Raw genomic sequence first — 20,864 nt, forward strand, 5'->3', positions numbered from 1 at the left:
CGTGAGGACCCATCGCGCGTCGAAAGGACTCCGCATGCTCGTCTACCTCTCGACGGGGGCCCTCGCCATCGCCAGCGTCACCGCCGCGAGTCGCGTCGCCCCGCCCTGCGGCCTCTCGTCCCGCATGTGGGCCAACGTCCTGTGGGCCGTCGCGTTTCTCGCGCTCTTCCTGCCCTCGGCCCTGCGCTTCGACGTGGGCACGGACTACTCAAGCAAGCAGTTCTACCTCGGCTACGTCGAGGTCTTCCGCGTCTACGCCGACGGTGGCTCCATGCGCTTCGGGATCGACCCGGGCTTTCTGGCCCTCATCCGCCTCACCGTGGCGCTCGGGGGCAACGTCCAGTGGTTCTTCGCGATCACCTCGGCGCTCGTCTGCGGCCTCACGCTGCGCGCGTGCCGGCGCCTCTCGTGCTCGCCCACGCTCTCGGTGGCGCTGTTCCTCGTCGCCGGCCTCTACCTGGAGTCGTTCAACATCGTGCGGCAGTGGGTCGCCATCGCCTGCGTGCTGAACGCCTTCGCCTGGGTGGGCTGGAGCGGGGAGGACGGCGACGACCGCCCGCAGGTGGGGCGGCGCTCCTTCGTGCGCTACGCCCTGTGGGTGCTGGCCGGTGCCCTGGCCCACTCGAGCGCCCTGTTCTGGCTGCTCATGTGGCCGCTGTTTGCCGTGCCGCTCAACGGCCGCCGCGTGCTTGCGCTCGTCGTGGGCCTCGTGACGCTCGCGCTCGTGGGCGAGCAGGCCGCAGCGGTGCTGCTCGAGGGTACGCGCTACGGGCGCTACTTCTACGACCCCACGGGGCTCTACACCTCGCCCCACCTGCGCCCCAACGCCATCGTGACGGCTGGGGTGACGCTCACGCTCACGGTGTGGTCCTATGCGGGGCGACTGCGGAAGGCCTCGCGCGGGGAGCAGGCCGCGGTGTCCGAGGGCTGCGCGCGGGTGCGGCTCGTGGGCGGGCCTGGCTGGGGGCGCTGGGCGTCGGCGCTCACGATGTGCCAGGTGTGCCTGGTCGCGCTGCTCGTCTCGGAGGCGTTTCTGCCCTACATCGTCGACCGGGTGGCGCGCTACCTCGCGCCCCTGCTGATCTTGCAGCTGCCCTATGCGCTGCGGGAGGTGTCGCGGCTGGGCCTGCGCCTGGGGCCGCTGTCCGGCGAGCGCCTGCGCCGCGCGCTCGCGCTGGTGGCCTGCGCGTGCTGGCTGGCCACGAGCTGCATACAGTTCGCGGGCGGCAAGGACGACGTGCTTCCCTACCGCAGCATCCTCACCACGCCGCGCGACGAGGTGGCGCGCATGTTCGACACGCCGCCCGAGATCCCCGAGGCGGACCGCCCGGTCACGGAGTAGGGCGGGCGGGGCCTAGCTGGGCCATTGAGACTCGGCAGTGGTGCGGCCCGGTAGGGCGGGCGAGAACCCCGCCGAAAGCCCAGTCGGCCTACGCCTGCGCGTCGCTCCCCTTGTGCGAGTCTGCGTCCTTGCCCTCGTCCTCCCACGTGCGCTCGGAGACGATCCAGCGCGGGCGGTGCTTGGATTCGAGGTAGATCTTGCCCACGTACTCGCCGATGACGCCAAGCGACAGGATCTGTGCGCCGCCCATGAGGCAGACGATGACGATGGTGCTGGCCCAGCCGTGCACGCCGTGCCCCAGGATGGCGGTGGCGATGGCCCAGATGGCCCCGATGAGGCCGAGGGTGCACACGAGCGCGCCCAGCATGGTGATGATGCGGATGGGCTTCACCGACAGGCTCGTGATACCGTTCATCGCCAGCGCGAGCATCTTGGAGAGCGGGTAGTGCGAGCGGCCCGCCATGCGCTCGTGGCGCTCGTAGTAGACGCTCGTCGACTTGAAGCCCACGAGTGGCACCATGCCGCGCAGGAACAGGTTGACCTCGTGGAACTCCGAGAGCGCGTCGAGGGCGCGCGAGCTCATGAGACGGTAGTCGGCGTGGTTGTAGACGCACTCCACCCCCATGTGCTCGAGCAGCTTGTAGAACGACTGGGCCGAGAAGCGCTTGAAGAACGTGTCGGTCTCGCGACTGGAACGCACGCCGTAGACGACGTCGCAGCCATCGAGGTAGGCGTCGACCATGGCCTCCATGGTGGCGATGTCGTCCTGGCCGTCGCAGTCGATGGAGATGGTGGCGTCGGCGTGGTGGCGGGCCTCCATGAGGCCGCAGAGCAGTGCGTTCTGGTGGCCGCGGTTGCGCGAGAGCGACAGGCCGCGAAAGACGGGGTCGCTGGCCGCGAGGTCGTGGATGATCTGCCAGGTGTCGTCTGAGCTGCCGTCGTTCACGAACAGCACGTGGCTGCCCGGGGCCACCTTGCCCTTGGCGGCGAGGTCGTCGAGCTCGGCCTTGAAGAGCTTGCAGGTTATGGGGAGGACCTCGCGCTCGTTGTAGCAGGGAACGACGATGGCGAGGACGGGGCGTGTGCGCATGGGAACTCCTGGTGGGTCGGGTGTGGCTTGACACAGTGTAACCCCTGCGCCTGAGCGCGTCCTGACGTCTGCCGCTGTCACGTTTCCTTCCGTATGATTTGTCACATTTTCAAAATGTGACAAATCATACGGAAGGAAAATGTGACAAATCATACGGAAGGAAACGTGACAGATCTTGCGGTTGTGGAGACGGGCTCGAATCGGTCGCGCTCAGGCTCGAATTCCTCTAGGATACCTACGTTATCCCAACCTTGAGACGCGCGACCCCTCGTGGGGTCCCCGGCGCACGACGCCTTCGCCCGGCGGCAGCCCTGCCGGTGCGGCATGCCCGTCGCCGGATGGTCTGCGCGCGCGGTTCCCGTCGGTCCCGCGCTGCCAGGTACGCGCAAGCGAAGGAGAGTTGTGCTGCAGTTTGGCAAGTACGAGCGGCCGGCCAGCGTGGCCGAGGCCTACGAGCTCCTCAGGAAGGGCCGCTCGAGTCGCATCCTGGGCGGAGGCGTGTGGCTTCGCCTCCAGAACCGCAAGATTCCCATGGTCATAGACCTCTCCGCCTGCGGGCTCGGCAGAATCGAGCGTGTGGAGTTCGAGACGGCGCGCCCGGCCTCCGAGGGCGACGCCTGGTCGGTGGGCGCCATGGTGACGCTCCACGAGCTCGAGTGCCACGAGCAGTTCAACGACGCTACCTGCCACGTCTTCGAGCATGCCGTGCGAGACATCGTGGGCGTGCAGATGCGCAACCTCGCCACCGTGGGTGGCAGCCTCTTTGGCCGCTTCGGCTTCTCCGACGTGCTCACGGCGCTTCTCCCGCTCGACTGCGAGGTGGAGCTGGCCGGTGCCGGCCGCATGCCGCTCGCAGAGTTCGCGGCCTCGCCCTACGAGCGCGACATCCTCGTGCGGCTCGTGGTGCGCATGCGCGACTACCGCGCGAGCTTCCAGTGCGTGCGCAGGAGCGCCACCGACTTCCCCGTGCTCAACGTGTGCGCGGCCGAGTGGGGTGGTGCCTGGCGTGTCGCCGTGGGCGCGCGGCCCACGCGGGCGGTGCTGGTGGCTGGCGAGGCGCTCGGCCTCCCCGCCGAGTTCACGACCAACGAGCTCAACGCCGCGTGCGAGCGGCTCTCCGAGCTGCCGATGGGCTCCAACATGCGCGGAAGCGAGCGCTACCGGCGCCACCTCGCGCGCGAGCTGGGCCGGCGGGCGATTCTCGAGGCTGCGGGCAAGAGCGAGCGCGACGTGGCCGACGACACGCGCCAGCGCGCCGCGGAGGACCTCGAGGACGAGCGCGAGGCACGTCGCGGCCCGGAGCGCGGCGCCGCAGATGCCCACCGCGCAGATTCCGGCGTCTGCGCCGCCGGGTCCGAGGCCCATGCCGCCAGGTCCGACGCCCGCGCTGCCGCGCCCGTCGCCCGCCATGCGTCCGGCTCGCACCGCAGGTCCGAGAGGGGAGGGGAGTAGCCATGCAGGTCAAGCTTGTGATAAACGGGGAGAAGGTCTCAGCCGACGTGGTCCCCGACCTGCGCCTTCTCGAATTCCTCCGCGCCCGCGGCCTCAAGAGCGTCAAGTGCGGCTGCGAGACGAGCAACTGCGGCCTGTGCACCGTGTGGCTCGACGGTCGGCCGGTGCTCTCGTGCTCGGTGGTCATGGGCCGCGCCGACGGCCATGAGGTGACCACCCTCGAGGGCCTGCGCGCGCAGTCCGCCGAGTTTGCCCGCTGCATGGCCGAGGAGGGCGCCGAGCAGTGCGGGTTCTGCTCGCCGGGCCTCGTCATGAACGTGATGGCGCTGCGCCGCGACCACTCCCGGGTCACCGACGACCTCATCCGCCGCTACCTCGCGAACAACCTCTGCCGCTGCACCGGCTACGCGAGCCAGATGCGCGCCGTGCGCCGCTTCCTCGGCACCGAGCAGCCCGCCGCCGTGCTCGCGGCCACGCCCGCCCGGCCCGCGGCGAGCGCGGTGCCCGCGGAGTCCGCCGAGCCAGCCGAGCACAACGCGCCGGCCATATCCGCCCAGCCAGCCGCCCAGCCCGCCTCCGTCCAGGAGGTGCGCGCATGAGCGTCGTCTCCAGCTACATCGCCCCCGACCGCCGCGCCGGCGAGGTCAGGACCGTCTCGCACGCCGTGGTGAAGAAGGACGCCTTCGCCCTGCTCGAGGGCCGCCCGGTCTACACCGACGACCTCGCCCCGGCCGACGCTCTCGTGGTGCGCCTCATGCGCTCGCCCCACGCGCACGCGCGCATCCGCTCCATCGACGTGACGCGCGCCTTCAAGACGCCCGGCATCGAGGCCATCTACACCTACGCCGACGTGCCGCAGGAGCGCTACACCCTCGCCGGCCAGAGCTTCCGCGAGCTCAGCCCCTACGACACGCTGCTGCTCGACCGCACGCTGCGCTACGTGGGCGACGAGGTGGCTATCGTGGTGGGTACCTCGGTCCAGGCCTGCGATGCCGCCATCCGTCGCATCAAGGTCGACTACGAGGTGCTGCCGGCCGTCACGGACTTCCGCGAGTCGCTCGACAACCCCGTCGTCATCCACGACGAGGACGATATCAAGGCCTACATCCCCATCGGTGAGGACTTCTCCAGAAACCTCGTGGCCCATGAGGTCTCCGAGGTGGGCAACCTCGACGCCGCGTTTGCCCAGGCAGACGTCATCGTGGACGAGACCTACGTCACGCAGGCCGCCCAGCAGGCCATGATGGAGCCGTTCTCGAGCTATGCCTACACCGACGAGCACGGCCGCCTCTGCGTGGTGGCCTCCACGCAGGTCCCCTTCCACGTGCGCCGCATGGTGGCAAATGCCCTCTGCATCCCCAAGGGCCAGGTGCGCGTGGTGAAGCCGCGCATCGGTGGCGGCTTCGGCGCCAAGCAGAGCGGCTGCAACGAGCCGTTCGCGGCGTTCGCGGCCTACATGCTGGGCCGGCCCTGCAAGTGCGTCTACACGCGAGACGAGACGTTTGCCTGCGGAAACACGCGTCATCAGATGCAGATGCACGTGCGCGTGGGTGCGCGCGCCGACGGCACCATCGTGGCCATCGACCTCTACGAGCTCTCCAACGCCGGCGCCTACGGCTACCACGCCCCCACCACGGCGGGCCTCACCGGGCACAAGACGCTGCCCATCTACAACCACGCGCTCGCGAGCCGCTTCGCCTACGACGTGGTCTACAGCAACACCGAGCCGGCGGGGGCCTTTCGCGGCTACGGCGCCACGCAGGGCTGCTTTGCCGTGGAGAGCGCCGTGAACGAGCTGGCCGACCGCCTAGGCATGGACCCGTGCGAGCTGCGCCTCAAGAACATGGTGCACGAGGGCGAGGTCATGCCGCAGTACTACGGCGAGACGCTCAACAGCTGCCGGCTCGACGACTGCCTCACCCGTGCCATGGAGATGGTGGGCTGGGCCGACAAGCCCCTGCGCCGAGACCTCGGCGATAGGGTGCGCGGCCTGGGCGTGGCACTCACGATGCAGGGCTCAGGCATCTCAAACGTCGATATCGGCACGGTCGAGATAAAGCTCGACGAGGGCGGGTTCTACGTGCTCAACATCGGCTGCACCGACATGGGGCAGGGCTGCGACACCATCCTCGTGCAGTTTGCCGCCGAGGTACTCGAGTGCGATCCGAGCCGGATCGTGGTGCGCGGGGTGGACACCGACGTGTCACCCTTCGACTGCGGCGCGTACGCGTCGAGCGGCACGTACATCTCGGGCCGGGCGGCCGTGGAGGCGGCGCGGGCGCTGCGGGAGAAGATCTGCGCGGAGGCGGCGCGGGCCTGGGGCGTGGACGCCGTGGCCGTGGAGTTCGATGGCGAGGTGCTGCGTGCCACAGGCGCGGACGGCGCGGCGCTCGAGATGAGCCTGGCCGAGCTCGCCGACCGCACGGTGGGCGCGGGCCTTCAGCTGGGCTGCCTCACGGCGACCTCCTCCAACACGCAGCCCGTCTCGCCCCCGCCCTTCATGGCGGGCATCGCCGAGGTGGACGTGGACAAGGCGACGGGCAAGGTCACGGTCGTCGACTACGCCGCGTGCGTAGACTGCGGTACCGTGGCCAACGCCAACCTTGCCCGCGTGCAGGCCGAGGGCGGCATCGGGCAGGGCATCGGCATGGCACTCTTCGAGGACGTGCAGTACAGCCCGGCGGGCCGGATGCGCACGCGCAACTTCATGCAGTACAAGATTCCCAGTCGCATGGACGTGCCCGACATCCGCGTCGACTTTGCGCCGAGCTTCGAGCCCACGGGCCCGTTCGGTGCCAAGTCGATCGGCGAGGTGGTCATCAACACGCCCGCGCCCGCGATTGCGAGCGCGGTGGCCCACGCGACGGGCAACTACGTGCGCACGCTGCCCGTCACGCCGGAGAAGGCGCTGTTCGGGGAGTAGGCCGCGTGCTGGGGATGCGTGCCGGGCGTCTGCTCGATCCGCCAGAGCCACGAGGTCGATCGCGACGCCTTTGACCTGCCGGGATGGCTGGCGCTCTCCGTCGCGCTCGTGTGCCTGGTGTTCGCGTTTGGCCAGAGCCTCATGGTGGGCAACATGCTCACGACGTCGCTGGGCTTTCTGCCCGCCGCCACCAAGGCCGACGGCAATGCCGTCATCAACACCCCGCAGCAGCTCTCCGGCGCCATCGGCACCGCCGTGGCAATCGCCGCCCCGACCCCAACAGGGGAGACCCGCCATGACCCGGAGGCCGGGGCTAAGGGACTTTTCGCAAAGCGAAAAGTGACCTCGACCGCAGGCATATGTGGCGGGGCCTGCCAGGTGCGTTGAAGCCGCAACGGCCTACAGGTCGTCCACCAGCGCCGTCGACTTGGCATACGCCGTCGACTTGGCCTCGAAGAAGTCCGTCTTCACCATGTTGGCGTTGCTGTACTGGCTCACCCACCGCATGTCGGCCGGCTCCTCGTCGTACCCCACATAGAGCTGCCCGAAGCCCAACGAGCTCCAACGCAGGTTGCCCAGGTACTTGATGTAGTCGGTGATCATCTGCTTGGTGAGGCCCTGGATGTCGTCGCCCACCACGTAGTGGCCCCAGGCGATCTCCTGGCGTACGCCCTCCTCGAGCATCGCCTTGAGGTCGGCCACGGCCTCGGGCCCAAAGAGCTCGGGCTCCTCCTTCTGCAGCTCCAAGATCATGTTGCGGAACAGCCACAGGTGCGTGTTCTCGTCGCGGTTGATGTAGCGGATCTCCTGGGCGCTGCCGGGCATGCGGCCATTGCGCGCCAGGTTGTAGAAGAACATGAACCCCGAGTAGAAGTACACGCCCTCCAGGATGAAGTTGGCCATCATGACGCGCAGCAGCGTGGGCGCGTCCTTCCTCTCCTGGAACTCGTTGTAGAGGTTGCCGATGAACTCGTTGCGCTTGAGTAGGTGCTCGTCGGTCTTCCACTGGTAGAGGATCTCGTTGCGCTTCTCGGGCGAGCAGATGGTGTCAAGCATGTAGGAGTAGCTCTGCGAGTGCACGCACTCCTGGAAGGTCTGGATGTGCAGGCACAGGTTTACCTCGTTGGCCGTGACGTACTCGCCCACGTTGGGGAGGTTGGCCGTCTGAAGCGAGTCGAGGAACACGAGGAACGAGAGGATCTTGTCGTAGGCCACGCGCTCGGGCTCGGGCAGGTTGGGGTAGTCCTTGACGTCCTGGGAGAGGTTGATCTCCTCGGGAATCCAGAAGTTGTTCATGGCCTGGCGGTACCAGTCGCTGACCCAGGGATACTTCATGTTGTTGAAGTCGTTGAGGTTGGTGGTGTTGCCGCCAATCATGCGGCGTGCGCGGACGTCGGTGTCGCCGTCGGGGTTGAACAGGGCCTTCTTGGTGAGTTTGGGCATGGGGTGCTCGGTCATGGCTTCCTCTTCTCCGTGCGTTCCCGGCTGGGGTCGGGGCCGCTTCTTTCGTCGGTGACCAGTACACCACATCACTTGGGTGAGAATGTGTGTGCGGTCGCGCACTTTGGGCCCCTCCGGGGCCCCTTTGAGCCGGCTTCGAAGCGTTCTGGGAACGCCTTGGAGCAAAACTATCGAGTTTGCTGCAGTCGAAGTCGACCCTCTCAAGTAGGGACGGTTATCCCAAAACTCAAGGCCCTGGTAAACGAGTTGGCTCTTTCCCGGCTACTTGGGCAATGCCGATTGAACTGCAGCAAACTCGATAGTTTTGAAATTGCGGGCAGCGTTTTGCCCTGGGAGCTCCCGCTTTTCGTCTTGGAGGGCCGGGGCAGGCGACCGTGCGGTCGCTACGCGAAGAACGGCGCGCGCTTCGCTTCCCGGCGGACCTCAACTGGAACGACAAGCAGAGCCGCAGTACGCGCGAGATGAATGACCATCGTACGAGGCCGGAGCTTGCCGAGGCCCCGGACGGCCTCGCGACCTTCGACGTGGTGCTCGTTGGCTTTCCCATCTGGTGGTATGTGGCGCCGCGCATCTCGAGATGCGCGGAACCCCGCCCGCCCTACAGCGGAAGACGCGGGGCCCTGCCCAACAGCTCCCCGGCCCTCCGCCTGCGGGCGAGCTCGGCGGCCTCCTTGCCGCTCATCGTCTCGATGTCGAGCGCGAGCACGGCCGTATGGTCGAAGGCGCCAGCTATCTCGGCGCGCGCGTGCTCCTCGTGGTCGGGCCAGAAGCGCTCGGCCATGAACATGAGCTCGTCCATCCGCTCGTCGGGATCCGTGAGCAGACGCAGCCGCCCCGTGCAGACGACGCTACGAAACCACGAGGTGTACTGCTCGGGAACGATCTGGTCCTGGTCGATGACCGTGAACGAGGCCCGTGGGTCCGCCTTGAGCAGCTCGACCTTGTGGCCCACGGTGGCGCCGTGGAAGGTGAGGCGCCCGTCGCGGTAGCCATAGTTCACGGGCACCTGGTAGGGCACGCCCTGCTCCGGGTCGTTGAGCGCCAGCACGCCCGAGGTCCCGCGCTCGAGCACTTCAATACAAGTCTCCTCGGGTAGGCTCTGACGCTTCCTGCGCATGGGAATCGCCGATTCCATGGCCGTCCTTTCCTCGCCCCGCTGGGCTTTGCGTCCCTCATGTTGATGACGTGTGCCCAAGGTGCCTGTCGTCTGCATCGCTAGACCCGACCAACTCGGACGAAGCCGAGGCCATTTTTGTCCGAGTTGGTCGGGAACCGAAGGACGCGCATCCGAGTTGGTCGGGAACTGCGGATAGCAACTACCCAGACGACAAGTGCCCCCGGGCAACCGTTATCTTATTCCTCCGCGCGGGCGTCATCACTGCCATGCCTTTTACAGCCACCACGCTTTTACGTGCTCGCGGGCGGCAAATGCGTCAAAGCGTGGTGGCTGCGAATCTCTGGTTCGTCGGATTCCCACACGGAAGCGTTGCGATAGGTGGCATTTGCCCGGGACGGACGCCGCCGTTCGCCGTCCCGGAACAAAACTATTGAGTTTGCTGCAGTCGAAGCGGATCCCGCTGAGTAAACGGGCATCCGGTCATTGTGAAACCACAGGTAGCGAAGGCGCACGTCTGCCGTCTACTCTCAGCTTCTCCCGTGAACTGCAGCAAACTCGATAGTATCGTTCGAGGTGCGCCCAGCCTTGCCGCGTCGCTCCCTGCGTTAATGCGAGACGGGCGCTTGCCCTGAGCAAGCGCCCGTCTCGCCGCCATCAGCCTATTCGCTAGCTCGCACAGCTCTCGCACTCCTCGATCTCGAGGGACTTGCTGCGGACGTAGTAGATGGTCTTCACGCCGTCGCGCCACGCCTCCAGGTAGAGGTTCAGCACCTGGCGCATCGTGTACTCGTTCGTGACATAGAGGTTCACGCTCTGCGCCTGGTCGATGTGGCGCTGGCGCACGCCGGCCGCGCGCATGCTCCAGGTCTGGTCGATGAGGTGCGCGGGCTTGTAGTACCAGTACGTCCGCATCGAGAGCTCGGGCGCCACGCGCGGCAGCATCGAGCCCTTCTTCTCCTCGAGGAAGAAGCGGCGCATCACCGGGTCGAGGCCGGCCGTGGTGCCCGAGAGGATCGACGTGCTCGACGTGGGCGCGATGGCCAGCAGGTAGGCGTTGCGCATCCCGCGCCCGGCCGCCTCGCGCACCGGCTCCCAGGCCTTGCCCGCATAGCCGCGCTTATCGAAGTAGGCGCCCGTCTGCCAGTCGCTGCCGTCAAAGAGCGCGTAGCTCCCGCGCTCGGCGGCAAGCCTGGCGCTCGCGGCGATGGCGTGGCGGTTGATGCGCTCGAACACCTCGTCGGCAAAGGCCAGGTGCTCCTCGCTCTCCCACTTGATGCCGCGCTTGGCCAGCATGTGGTGGTAGCCCGAGACGCCCAGGCCGATCGAGCGGTAGCGGCGGTTGGTGATCTTGGCGTAGGGCAGCGCGTAAAAGTTGAGGTCGATGACGTTGTCGAGCGCGCGCACGACGGTCTCGACCACCTCGCCCATCTTGGCCTCGTCCTCCACCGGCAGGTGCCCGAGCGACAGGCTCGCGAGGTTGCAGACCACGAAGTCACCCGGGCGGGTCTTGGTGACCACCACCGTGTCGCCGTCCTCAGTCTTGACCTCGGTCGACACGCTCTGAATCTCGCTCATGTTCTGCGCGATCTCGGTGCAGAGGTTGGAGCAGTAGATCATGCCTGCGTGCGGGTTGGGGTTGGCGCGGTTCACCGTGTCGCGCATGAAGGCGAACGGCGTGCCCGTCTCCACGGCGCTCTTGAGCACGAGGCGTACGATGTCCTTGACGCTCACGGTGCGCTTGGGGATGCGCGGGTCGGCCACGCACTCCTTGTAGCGGCGCTCCCACTCCTCGCCAAAGTAGTCCTCGAGGGCGTAGCCCTTCACGACGAGGATGTCGTGCGGGCACATGAGGTGCCAGGGCTGGTCGAGGTTCTCTTCGGCCATCTTCCAGAAGAGGTCGGGGTAGCACACGGCCGGGAAGACGTCGTGGGCCTTCATGCGGTCGTCGCCGTTGTTGGTGCGCAGCTGCAGGAACTCGGGCAGGTCGCGGTGCCAGGCATCGAGGTAGACGGCCACGGCGCCCTGGCGCACGCCCAGCTGGTCCACGGCCACGGCGGTGTCGTTGATGACGCGGATCCAACGGATCACGCCGCCGGCCGCGCCCTCGAAGCCGCGTATGCTCCCGCCCTTGGCGCGAACCTTGCCCAGGTACATGCCCATGCCGCCGCCGTACTTGGAGACCTTGGCGAAGTTGTCGACGCTGCGGTAGATCCCCTCCAGGCTGTCGGGAACGGTGTCGATGAAGCAGCTCGAGAGCTGGTGGAAGGGCTTGCGCGCGTTGGCCAGCGTGGGCGTGGCCATGGTGACCTCGAGGCGCGACAGCATGTCGTAGAAGCGGCGCACCCACGTGAGGCGAACGGTCGAGGCGGGCTCGGTGCCGGTGGCGGCGACGTCCGCGGCGCAGGCCTTGTCCTCGCCCTCGTTCATGGCGAGGTGGAGCGCGATGCCGAGGAACATCTCCTGCGGGCTCTCGAGCGCCTCGTGACTGTGCGAGCAGATGACGTAGCGCTTGAGGAGAAGGTCGAGGCCCGCGTAGGTGAACAGGTCGTCGCGCTCGGGCACCATGAAGCCGGCGGCCTCGTCGATCTCGGCTTTGCTGTAGTGGCCGAGGATGAAGTCGCCGTAGAGGCCCTGGTCGGTGAGGTGGCGCAGCTTCTCGTAGAAGTTGGTGATGCCGCGGGAGGCCTCGGCGGCGGCGAGCCTGCGGTGGAAGGCGAAGGCGAGCAGGCGGGCGGCCACCATCTCCCAGCGCGGGGCCTCCTGGCTCGTGAGCTCCACGGCGGCCTTGGTGAGCGCGCCGAGGCGCTCGTCGGTGTCCATGCCGCTCTTCACGAAGCCGCGGGCCTTGGCCAAAAGGGTGGCGAGGGCGTAGTCCTGCTCGGGGAAGTCGCGCTCGATGCGCTCGAGGACGGGGTCGAGCTCGTCGGTGCCGGCGGTGGCGCAGATGGCCTGACGCGTGAGGCGGGCCTCGGCGCGCGTGTGGCGGTAGAGGATGTAGCTCTTGGCCACGTCGAAGTAGCCCTGCTCCATGAGGGCGCGCTCGACGATGTCTTGGATGTCCTCCACGGTCGAGACGCTGCGCTCGGCCATGGCGGCCTCGACGGCCGCGAGCAGGGAGGCGAGCGTCTCGGCAGAGGCGGGCTCGCTTCCGGTCTGGGCCGCGACCTCGGCAAACGCTCGGTCGATGGCCGAGGTGATCTTCGATCCGTCGTAGGCCTCCGTGCGGCCGTCACGCTTGGTTATGTTCACGTCGTCTCCGCTTCGCGTGTCGTGTGAGCGTGTGCCCGCGAGCTGGTCTGGGCTTGCGTGGGCGGGCACCGCGTGCTGTGTCCGGCGCGTGCCCGGTGCCATGTCTGGCTTGCGGGCGTGTGCCGCGTGCTGCGTCCGGCGACCCATCATGCCACTACCCGCTGTGCCCGAGGGACCGCGCCGCCCCACAGATTGTGTCTCCCTGCGGCTCTGTCGGAGCCTACTCAAGACTTCCACAACTGCCACCTGTGCGGTGGCGATTGCGAGAAGCGCGTACGAGCCCCTCCCAGCTCCCTCCGAATCTCTCCCAGAAAGTTGATATTGGTTGTCAATTCCAAGCAACATGGAAGGATATGAGCCAACGACCCGGACCCCGTGGGGGACACCTATCGACCAACTGCCTCCGCGCGGCAATCTGTCTAGAAGCCGCCCCCTCTGGTGGGGAACAATGGTAGGCAAAGCGTTGTCCGGGGCGGGCCGCGCGGCTTTCTGGGACGGGCGGCGCGTCGTCTGGGAAGGCCAGCGTGTTGTCTGTGGTCGGCAACACATTGTCTGTACTCTCGTCGGGCGGAGGAGGGGCCATGGAAGACCGGGATGCGTACGCCCGCGGGGATGCCGAGCCCACCCGTCGCATCGACACCGGGGTCACCGAGCCCATCGGCGGCTGGCAGCCGTCGGGCGAGCCCGGCCAGGACACTGAGCCCCTCGCCGCGCAGCCGGCGGACGACGGAACGACCCAGCGCCGTCCCTTCGTGGCGTCGCCCCCGCAGCAGCCGCCCTACATCCCGGGGTCTGACGATGGCGACCGGGCCCCTGCCTCGGCCGACACCTGGGCGGCCTCGCGGCATCCGACCCCGCGACGCAACCCGTTCGCCTGGGTCGCGGCCGTCCTCGCTGTCATCCTCGCGATTGTCATAGCCTTCCAGGTCGGCTCCTGCACGGCGACCAACCGGGCGGCGTCCAGGGCCGCGAGCTCGCCGACCGCGGTGGAGCCCTCCTCGCCCGAGGCCACGACGACCGCCCCAGAGACCGGCGAGTCGGCGGACTCGTCCGGTGGCGAGACCCTCGGCTCGCTAGCGGGAGACGCCCTCGACAAGCTTGGCTCCATCGACCTCGGCGACGTGAGGTCGCAGCTGGGCGATGCCGCGTCGCAGCTGAGCGAGGGCGCCAAGAACGCCGCCGGCTCCGCGACGGACCTCCTGAACCGCCTCGCGAACAGCTAGGCGGCATTTCGGAAGCCCAAGACAGGCCCGCTCGACAGGCGGCGATTCCCGGGCCCCATCCCAGAGTGGGCCTGACCGAAGTCGCCCGCGAGGGCAGTTTGCGAACGATAGTGCCAATAAGTTCACTAATTTCCGAACAAATCACCAACTTGGTTCTATACTCTCGCCTCGTTTAGGCTCAGGTCCATGATCGAGCTCGAGGGAAGCGAGGCCACGATGGGCGATGCCGGCGTCAACGTGGGTGAGGTCCGCGCCTTTTTTGACCGACTGGCCGACGGTTGGGACGGCGTCTGCGAGCACGACCCTGCCCGCATCGAGCGCATCCTCGATCTGGCGGACATCCTGCCGGGCGTGAGCGTCCTCGACATCGCCTGCGGCACGGGCGTGCTCGTCCCGTGCTACCTCCGGCGCGGCGTGGCCCGCGTCCACGGCATCGACCTCTCGGCCGAGATGGTCCACCGCGCGCGCGAGAAGGGCTTCGGCGAACGCGCGAGCTTTGGCGTGGGCGACGCGTCCGTCTGCTCGCTGCCCACGACCGACCGCACCATGGTCTTCAACGCCCTGCCACACATGGTCTCGCCCGCGCGCCTCGTCGCCAACGTCGCTCGCTCGCTTGCGCCGGGCGGCCGCCTCACCATCGCTCACGACGCGAGCCGAGCCGTCATCGACGGGGGCCACAGCGCCACGCCCTCGGCCGTGTCGCGCGGCCTCATGCCTGCGACCGACCTGGCCCGGATCGTGGCGCCGTGGTTTGACGTCGACGTCGAGCTCGACGAGGAAATCTACGTGGTCTCGGGCACGCTGCGCGCCGACGCGGCGGCAACGCCTATCCCCGACGCGGCGGCCTCAGCCTCCGCCAACGCGGCAGCCGCATCATTCCCCGATGCGCGGGGCGACCTCTGAGATGCCCGTTATCGAGGCCCGCCACCTGCGCTTTTCCTACGACGACGCCTCCGCCCCCGCGCTCGACGACGTCTCCTTCTCGGTCGAGGAGGGCGAGTTCGTGGCGATCGTGGGCGCAAACGGGAGCGGCAAGACCACGCTCGCTCGCCATCTCGACGCGCTGCTGCCCCTGCAGCGGGGCTCGCTCGAGGTCGCCGGCATCGAGCTGAGGCCGGGCGCCGACGTGCACGAGCTGCGCCGCCGCTGCCAGATGGTGTTCCAGAGTCCCGAGAACCAGTTCGTCTCGAGCGTCGTGGGCGAGGACGTGGCCTTCGCGCCCCTGAACTTCGGTGCCTCCGCGTCCGAGGCACGCGAGGCGGCGGTGCGCGCCCTGGCCCAGGTGGGGCTTGCCGGCTACGAGGACCGGGACGTGCACGATCTCTCGGGCGGCCAGCAGCAGCGCGTCGCCATCGCGGGGGCGCTTGCCGCCTCGCCCGAGGTGCTGGTCCTCGACGAGGCAACCTCCATGCTTGACGACGAGGGGAAGTCCGAGGTCATCCAGGTCATCGAGGGACTGCGCGGACACGGGGCCGTGGTTGCCGTGACCCACGACATGGAGCTTGCGGCGCGCTGCGACCGGCTGCTCGTGATGCGCTCCGGGCGCCTCGTCGCCTGCGGGGCGCCTGCCGAGGTCCTCGCCGACGCGGGCCTGCTCGCGTCTTGCGGCCTATCCGCGCCTGCGGTCGTCGAGGTCTGGCGCGAGCTGCGCGCACTCGGGCTCTGCGCCGATGCCCCTCGCTGCCCGCTCGACTTTGCCGAGCTGGCGGAGCTGCTGCGGCCGAGCCTGGCTGGCGGGCATCCCTTCGGCGTGCGCGCCCCCATACCCGATCCGCCCTCCACGCCCGTATCGCCCGAGCCCGGCGCCGCCCGCGCCACGCTTGCGCTCGAGGACGCCGGTCTCGTCTACGACCGGGGGCTTCCCGGCGAGCGCGTGGCCCTCGAGGGGGCAAGCCTGGCCGCGAGGTCCGGCGAGGTCGTCGCGCTCGTGGGGAGGACCGGCGCGGGCAAGACGTCTGCCCTCGAGCTCGCGGCTGGCCTCACGCACCCCTCCTCGGGCGTGGCCGAGTTCTGTGGGCGCGACCTCGCGCGCGACGTCCGGGCGCGCCGGGAGCTCGAGGGCCGGCTTGGCTTTGCCTTCCAGTTCCCGGAGCGCCAGCTCTTCGAGACGAGCGTCGGGCGCGAGGTGGGCTTTGCGCTCAGGGTCTCGGGCCTTGGCGCGGACGAGGTCGCGCGCGGCGTGCGCACAGCCCTCGCCGAGGTGGGGCTGGATCCCGACGAGGTGCTCACGAGCTCGCCGTTTTCGCTCTCGGGTGGCCAAAGGAGGCGCGTTGCCCTGGCAAGCGTGCTGGCTCCCGGCCCGGACGTCGTCATGCTTGATGAGCCCACGGCCGGCCTTGATCCGCTGGGCCGCGCGAACGTCTCACGGCTCGTTCGGCGCCTTGCCTGCGCGGGTGCGCTCGTGCTGCTCTCCTCCCATGACTGCGGCTTCGTTGCCGAGACGGCCACGCGCGTCGTCGCCCTCGCGGACGGTCGCGTCGTGCTCGAGGGGGACGTGCGCGCCACGATGGGCGACGCGGCTCGCATGCGCTCCGTGGGCCTTGCAGCCTCGGCTGCGGCCAGGGGAGCCGAGCGGCTCGCGCAGGCCTGGGGGCGCGACGCGTCTGGGCTCGGCCTCGTCGGCGTCCTGGGCGCGCGCGAGCTCGCGGGCCGCCTGGCGGGGCTCTGCCGCGCCGCCGGGGCCAGGGCCGCAGCCCGGGAGGAGGTGGTGTGCCCATGATGAGAATCGGGCGCTACCTGCCCCTCTCGTCACCCGTGCACCGCCTCCCGGGCGCGGCCAAGCTCGTTGGCCTCGTGCTGGCGGTCGTGCTCGTCGTCGCGACACCGGTGCCGGCGGGGCTCGTCGTGACCTGTGCGCTCGTGGCCCTCTCGCGCGTGCCGCCCCGGGAGGCGTTTGGCGTGGTGTGGGCCCTGCGCTGGTTCTGCGTCTCGGTGCTCGCGCTGAATGCCCTGTTCTTCTCGGGTACGCGGCCCCTGCTCGTGCTTGGTCCGGCGACCCTCACGTGGGAGGGGCTGGCGCAGGGCGTGCGCGTCGTGTGCCGCCTCTCGCTGGTGGCGACGCTGGGCGAGCTGCTCTGCGCCACCACGCGGCCCCAACAGGTCGTCTCGGGCGTGCGCGACCTGCTCGCGCCCCTGGCGCGCCTCGGCGTCCCGGTCGAGGTGGCTGCGCTCACGGTGGGGGTCACGGTCCAGTTCGTGCCCACGCTCATGGACGAGTGTGCGCACCTCGCCCGCGCCCAGCGGCTCAGGGCGGCGGGGTCCGCACGGCTGCGGGGGCCGCGCCGGGCCTGGGCCTACCTCAGCGGCTACGCGCGGTTGCTCGTGCCCATCTTCGTCGCGGCCTTCCGCCGCGCTGACGACCTCTCCGCGGCCATGGAGGCCCGAGGGTATAGGTTGGAATCTGGAGAGAAAGAGGTAAGAGGATGAATCCTGTCAAGAAAGTCGTGGTAACGGCCGTGTGCGCCGCGCTCGGCGTGGTGCTGCCGATGCTCTTCCACGCAATTCCCAACGCCGGTATGGTCTGGCTGCCGATGCACGTCCCGGTGCTTGTCTGCGGCCTGCTCGTGGGTCCCGTTCCCGGCCTCGTGGCCGGAATCCTGGCCCCGGCGCTCTCGAGCGCGCTCACGGGCATGCCGCCCGCGCCGATGCTGCCCTCCATGGTGTGCGAGCTCGCGGTGTACGGCCTGGTCGCGGGCTTGCTGTCCCAATATGTGCGCACGGGCAAGGCGGTAGCCGACCTCTACGTGTCGCTCGTGGGGTCCATGCTCGTGGGTCGCATCGTGGGCGGCGTGCTGCAGGCGCTCATCTTCTCCGCCGGGAGCTACTCGATCGCGGCGTGGGGCGCTGCTTACTTCGCGATGGGCCTGCCGGGCATCATCCTGCAGCTCGTCGTAATCGTGCCGATCGTTTCGGCGCTCGAGCACGCCGGCCTCGTGCCCGCGCGCTACTCGGGCAAGTAGGGGGCAAGGCGCGCGGGCTGGCCTGGGCGTAGGTCCGGGCGGCCTGTCATACGGTGCCGACAGGGGCGGCGGAGACGCTCTCGCGCGAGCGTCTCCGCCGCCCTTTCCGTGCTCGCGCCGCTACGCCTGCTGCGCCCAGGCCGGGCGCTCGCGCGTCGCCGCGACGGCGGGCGTCGGCGGCACGTAGGGCCGCGCCGTGCTCGTGAGCGTGGCCTGCGCGGCGGCGAGCCTTGCCACGGGCAGGCGGTAGGGACTGCAGCTCACGTAGCCGATTCCCAGGTCGTAGAAGGCGGCGATGGACTCCGGGTCACCGCCGTGCTCGCCGCACACGCCCAGCGAGATGCCCGGCCGGGCGCTGCGCCCCAGCTCGGCGGCCATGCCCACAAGCTTGGCCACGCCCTCGTCCACCGTCTCGAACGGGTTTCTCGGGATGATGCCGCCCTCGAGGTAGCTCGGCAGCACCTTGCCCTCCACGTCGTCGCGCGAGAAGCCGAGCGCCGTCTGCGTGAGGTCGTTCGTGCCAAAGCTGAAGAACTCCGCGTGCCGCGCGATGCGGTCGGCCATGACGGCGGCCCGCGGCAGCTCGATCATCGTGCCCACGGGGATCTCGCCCAGGCGTACGCCCGTCTCGGCCTCGACGTCGATGATCGCGCGCTCCACGATGGCGCGCATCTCGCGGATCTCGGCGTTGAGGCACACGAGCGGCACCATGATGTGCGGCCGCGGGTTTCGCCCCTCGTGCTTGAGGCGGACGGTGGCGTGGGCGATGGCGTGCGTCTGCAGGCGCGGCAGCTCGGGGTAGGCAAAGCCCAGGCGGCAGCCGCGAAGCCCCAGCATCGGGTTGGCCTCGCTGAGCGCGTCGATGCGCTCGAGCAAGCACCGCACGCCGGCCGCCTCCGCCACGAGGCGCTCGCGCTCCTCACCCTGGGCGGCCTGGACCTTGTCCTCCAGGTGGGCGAGGCGCACTGCCAGGCGGCGCGGGTCGTCGAGGAACTCGTGCAGCGGCGGGGCGAGCAGGCGGATCGTCACGGGCAGGCCGTCCATCTCGCGGAGCATCTCGTAGAAGTCTCCCTCCTGGGCGCGGGCCAGCTCGCCGGCGACACGTGCACGCTCGGCTTCGTCGTCCGTGAGGATGAAGCGCTGGATGAGCTCCTTGCGCTCGCCGAGGAACATGTGCTCGGTGCGCGTGAGGCCGATGCCCTCGGCCCCCAGCTCGAGCGCGAGGCGGGCGTCGGCGGGGTTGTCGGCGTTGGCGCGCACGCCCATGCGGCGCACCTCGTCGGCCCAGGCGAGGATGGTGCCGAGCTCGCCGGTGGTGCCCGGACGCTCGAGCGCGACGGAGCCGAGCATCACCTCGCCCGTGGCGCCGTCGATGGAGACGACGTCGCCCGCGCGCAGCACAAGGTCGCTGCCGGCCACGGCCGCCTCACCCCGTTCGCCGTCGATGCGCAGGGTATCCACCCCGCACACGCAGGGCTTTCCCATGCCACGGGCGATGACGGCGGCGTGACTCGTCTTGCCGCCGTGGCTCGTGAGGATGCCCTCTGCCACGCTCATGCCGGCGAGGTCGTCGGGCGTGGTCTCCCAGCGCACGAGCACGCAGGGCCTGCCCTCGGCCTTGGCAGCTACGGCGTCGGCTGCGGAGAAGACTACCTCGCCCACGGCGGCGCCGGGGCTCGCCCCCAGACCGCGCGCCACCACGACGCGCTCGGCGTCTGCGGCGATCTGCGGGTGCATGAGCTGGTCGAGCTGGGCGGGGTTCACGCGCAGCAGCGCCTCCTCGCGGGTGATGAGCCCCTCGCGCTCCATCTCCACGGCGATGCGCAGCGCCGCCTGGGCCGTGCGCTTGCCCACGCGCGTCTGCAGGAGGTAGAGCCGGCCCTGCTCGATGGTGAACTCGATGTCCATCATGTCGCGGTAGTGACGCTCGAGGATGCCGAAGACCTGCTCGAGCTGCTCGCCGGCCTGCCCCAGGCCCGGGGTGTGGCGCAGCCGCTCGATGGGGCTCGTGTTGCGGATGCCGGCCACGACGTCCTCGCCCTGGGCGTTCACGAGGTAGTCGCCGTAGGGCTCTCGCTCGCCGGTGGCGGGGTTGCGCGTGAAGGCCACGCCCGAGGCGGAGGTGGCGCCCTTGTTGCCAAAGGCCATGGCCTGCACGTTCACGGCCGTGCCCAGGTCGTCGGCGATGTGGTTCTGGCGGCGGTAGAGGCGTGCCCGCTCGCAGTCCCAGGAGCCGAAGACGGCGGCGATGGCCAGGCGGAGCTGGGTGGTGGGGTCCTGCGGGAAGGCCGGCACGCCTTCCTCGTCCAGAAGCTCCGGGTGTGCCGTGGCGTCGGCGTGCTCGGCGAAGATCCGCTTGAACATGGCGACGAGGGAGCGGAGGGCGTCCGCGTCGAGGTCCGCGTCGGAGGCGGCGCCGGTGGCCTCGCGCGCCTCGATGATGGCTTCCTCGAAGAGGTCGGAGTCGATGCCCATGACCACGTTGGAGAACATCTGGACGAAGCGGCGGTAGGAGTCCCAGGCAAAACGCGCGTCTCCCGTCTGGGCGGCGAGCCCCTCGACCGACGCGTCATTGAGGCCCAGGTCAAGCACCGTGTCCATCATGCCGGGCATGGAGATGGGGGCACCGGAGCGCACGGAGACGAGCAGGGGGTCGCGCGCGTCGCCCAGGCGCTTGCCGATGCGGCGCTCGAGGTCGGCGCGGGCCTCGTCGATGGCCTCGAGCGTACCGGCGGGCCAGGTGTTGCCGCCGCGGGCGTAGTCCATGCAGGTCTGGCAGGTGATGGTGAAGCCCGGCGGCACCGGGAGGCCCAGGCGCGCCATCTCGGCCAGGTTCGCGCCCTTGCCGCCGAGGATTTGGTTGTCACGTGCCGTGCCCTCCGTGACGTCGGCCCCGCGCTCGTCGGTGCCGAAGCGCCAGATGCGGCGGGTGCCGTCCGGCGCCGCGCTGTGGCCCTGCCCCTCCACGGCCTCGACGCAGGCCCCGCGCCCCTCGATTCGCTCCATGTCATCCCCCTTCGTCGTGCCGCCCGCCCCGTGCGAGCGACT

Annotated in this window: 15 protein-coding genes and 1 pseudogene; 11 read left to right on the forward strand and 5 right to left on the reverse strand. The window is 69.3% G+C overall.

The features are described from left to right. The first annotated feature begins 34 nt into the window (after positions 1-34). Positions 35-1,342 (forward strand): EpsG family protein, encoded by a 1,308-nt coding sequence (locus EFAMC1_RS02425; protein ID WP_154052749.1) that lies wholly within the window; start codon positions 35-37, stop codon positions 1,340-1,342. 88 nt (positions 1,343-1,430) lie between these two features. On the opposite strand, the gene EFAMC1_RS02430 is transcribed toward EFAMC1_RS02425, so the two are convergent. After that, entirely contained in the window at positions 1,431-2,432 is a 1,002-nt protein-coding gene (locus tag EFAMC1_RS02430; RefSeq protein WP_154052750.1) for a glycosyltransferase family 2 protein, read from the reverse strand. A 402-nt stretch (positions 2,433-2,834) separates the two neighbouring features. On the opposite strand from EFAMC1_RS02430, the gene EFAMC1_RS02435 reads away from it, so the two are divergent. The 4 genes from EFAMC1_RS02435 to EFAMC1_RS02450 are packed head-to-tail and all read left to right on the forward strand — an operon-like array spanning position 2,835 to position 7,194. Beyond that, the gene (locus tag EFAMC1_RS02435) at positions 2,835-3,884 is read left to right on the forward strand and encodes an FAD binding domain-containing protein (protein WP_222838613.1); all 1,050 of its coding nucleotides are present in this window, start codon (positions 2,835-2,837) and stop codon (positions 3,882-3,884) included. Between the two features lie 2 nt (positions 3,885-3,886). Then, positions 3,887-4,483, forward strand: a complete 597-nt coding sequence (locus EFAMC1_RS02440; RefSeq protein ID WP_154052752.1) for a (2Fe-2S)-binding protein — start codon at positions 3,887-3,889, stop codon at positions 4,481-4,483. Then, positions 4,480-6,807: a xanthine dehydrogenase family protein molybdopterin-binding subunit gene (locus EFAMC1_RS02445; protein ID WP_154052753.1), complete on the forward strand. Its 2,328-nt coding sequence runs from the start codon at positions 4,480-4,482 to the stop codon at positions 6,805-6,807. The genes EFAMC1_RS02440 and EFAMC1_RS02445 overlap by 4 nt, the downstream gene beginning before the upstream one ends. 18 nt (positions 6,808-6,825) lie before the next feature. Then, on the forward strand, positions 6,826-7,194 hold the full coding sequence (locus tag EFAMC1_RS02450) for a multidrug efflux MFS transporter (RefSeq protein ID WP_154052754.1): 369 nt from the start codon (positions 6,826-6,828) through the stop codon (positions 7,192-7,194). A gap of 12 nt (positions 7,195-7,206) precedes the next feature. On the opposite strand, the gene EFAMC1_RS02455 is transcribed toward EFAMC1_RS02450, so the two are convergent. Then, positions 7,207-8,265: a ribonucleotide-diphosphate reductase subunit beta gene (locus EFAMC1_RS02455; protein WP_222838614.1), complete on the reverse strand. Its 1,059-nt coding sequence runs from the start codon at positions 8,263-8,265 to the stop codon at positions 7,207-7,209. A gap of 377 nt (positions 8,266-8,642) precedes the next feature. On the opposite strand from EFAMC1_RS02455, the pseudogene EFAMC1_RS11115 reads away from it, so the two are divergent. Then, a pseudogene (locus EFAMC1_RS11115) lies at positions 8,643-8,828 on the forward strand (flavodoxin); the annotation flags it as partial. 38 nt (positions 8,829-8,866) lie between these two features. Here EFAMC1_RS11115 and EFAMC1_RS02465 read toward each other — a convergent pair. Further along, the gene (locus tag EFAMC1_RS02465) at positions 8,867-9,403 is read right to left on the reverse strand and encodes a pyridoxamine 5'-phosphate oxidase family protein (RefSeq protein ID WP_261981721.1); all 537 of its coding nucleotides are present in this window, start codon (positions 9,401-9,403) and stop codon (positions 8,867-8,869) included. Positions 9,404-10,051: 648 nt separating this feature from the next. Further along, complete coding sequence (locus tag EFAMC1_RS02470) at positions 10,052-12,634, reverse strand: ribonucleoside-diphosphate reductase subunit alpha (protein ID WP_261981722.1); 2,583 nt, start codon at positions 12,632-12,634, stop codon at positions 10,052-10,054. A gap of 581 nt (positions 12,635-13,215) precedes the next feature. Here EFAMC1_RS02470 and EFAMC1_RS02475 point away from each other — a divergent pair. From EFAMC1_RS02475 to EFAMC1_RS02495, 5 genes are all read left to right on the forward strand, one after another. Further along, complete coding sequence (locus EFAMC1_RS02475) at positions 13,216-13,857, forward strand: hypothetical protein (protein WP_154052757.1); 642 nt, start codon at positions 13,216-13,218, stop codon at positions 13,855-13,857. 186 nt (positions 13,858-14,043) lie between these two features. Then, positions 14,044-14,760 (forward strand): class I SAM-dependent methyltransferase, encoded by a 717-nt coding sequence (locus EFAMC1_RS02480; protein WP_154052758.1) that lies wholly within the window; start codon positions 14,044-14,046, stop codon positions 14,758-14,760. A gap of 1 nt (position 14,761) precedes the next feature. Then, positions 14,762-16,576 carry an ABC transporter ATP-binding protein gene (locus EFAMC1_RS02485; protein ID WP_187324514.1) on the forward strand — a complete coding sequence of 605 codons (1,815 nt, stop codon included), beginning with the start codon at positions 14,762-14,764 and terminating at the stop codon, positions 16,574-16,576. Continuing rightward, positions 16,573-17,283 (forward strand): energy-coupling factor transporter transmembrane component T family protein, encoded by a 711-nt coding sequence (locus EFAMC1_RS02490; RefSeq protein ID WP_261981727.1) that lies wholly within the window; start codon positions 16,573-16,575, stop codon positions 17,281-17,283. The genes EFAMC1_RS02485 and EFAMC1_RS02490 overlap by 4 nt, the downstream gene beginning before the upstream one ends. Continuing rightward, positions 17,280-17,816 carry an ECF transporter S component gene (locus tag EFAMC1_RS02495; protein ID WP_154052761.1) on the forward strand — a complete coding sequence of 179 codons (537 nt, stop codon included), beginning with the start codon at positions 17,280-17,282 and terminating at the stop codon, positions 17,814-17,816. The genes EFAMC1_RS02490 and EFAMC1_RS02495 overlap by 4 nt, the downstream gene beginning before the upstream one ends. 120 nt (positions 17,817-17,936) lie before the next feature. Here EFAMC1_RS02495 and ppdK read toward each other — a convergent pair whose 3' ends face one another. Beyond that, positions 17,937-20,822, reverse strand: coding sequence for a pyruvate, phosphate dikinase (gene ppdK, locus EFAMC1_RS02500; protein WP_154052762.1), 2,886 nt, complete (start codon positions 20,820-20,822; stop codon positions 17,937-17,939). Between the last annotated feature and the right edge of the window lie 42 nt (positions 20,823-20,864).

This window comes from Olsenella uli, from assembly GCF_901212675.1.
Classification (GTDB): Bacteria; Actinomycetota; Coriobacteriia; order Coriobacteriales; family Atopobiaceae; genus Parolsenella; species Parolsenella uli_B.

Bases quoted from the DNA above. Each gene is read 5' to 3' on its own strand.
- EFAMC1_RS02425 (WP_154052749.1), top strand. From the start codon at position 35: ATGCTCGTCTACCTCTCGACGGGGGCCCTCGCCATCGCCAGCGTCACC.
- EFAMC1_RS02430 (WP_154052750.1), bottom strand. From the start codon at position 2,432: ATGCGCACACGCCCCGTCCTCGCCATCGTCGTTCCCTGCTACAACGAG.
- EFAMC1_RS02440 (WP_154052752.1), top strand. From the start codon at position 3,887: ATGCAGGTCAAGCTTGTGATAAACGGGGAGAAGGTCTCAGCCGACGTG.
- EFAMC1_RS02445 (WP_154052753.1), top strand. From the start codon at position 4,480: ATGAGCGTCGTCTCCAGCTACATCGCCCCCGACCGCCGCGCCGGCGAG.
- EFAMC1_RS02455 (WP_222838614.1), bottom strand. From the start codon at position 8,265: ATGACCGAGCACCCCATGCCCAAACTCACCAAGAAGGCCCTGTTCAAC.
- EFAMC1_RS02465 (WP_261981721.1), bottom strand. From the start codon at position 9,403: ATGGAATCGGCGATTCCCATGCGCAGGAAGCGTCAGAGCCTACCCGAG.
- EFAMC1_RS02475 (WP_154052757.1), top strand. From the start codon at position 13,216: ATGGAAGACCGGGATGCGTACGCCCGCGGGGATGCCGAGCCCACCCGT.
- EFAMC1_RS02480 (WP_154052758.1), top strand. From the start codon at position 14,044: ATGATCGAGCTCGAGGGAAGCGAGGCCACGATGGGCGATGCCGGCGTC.
- EFAMC1_RS02485 (WP_187324514.1), top strand. From the start codon at position 14,762: ATGCCCGTTATCGAGGCCCGCCACCTGCGCTTTTCCTACGACGACGCC.
- EFAMC1_RS02490 (WP_261981727.1), top strand. From the start codon at position 16,573: ATGATGAGAATCGGGCGCTACCTGCCCCTCTCGTCACCCGTGCACCGC.
- EFAMC1_RS02495 (WP_154052761.1), top strand. From the start codon at position 17,280: ATGAATCCTGTCAAGAAAGTCGTGGTAACGGCCGTGTGCGCCGCGCTC.
- ppdK (WP_154052762.1), bottom strand. From the start codon at position 20,822: ATGGAGCGAATCGAGGGGCGCGGGGCCTGCGTCGAGGCCGTGGAGGGG.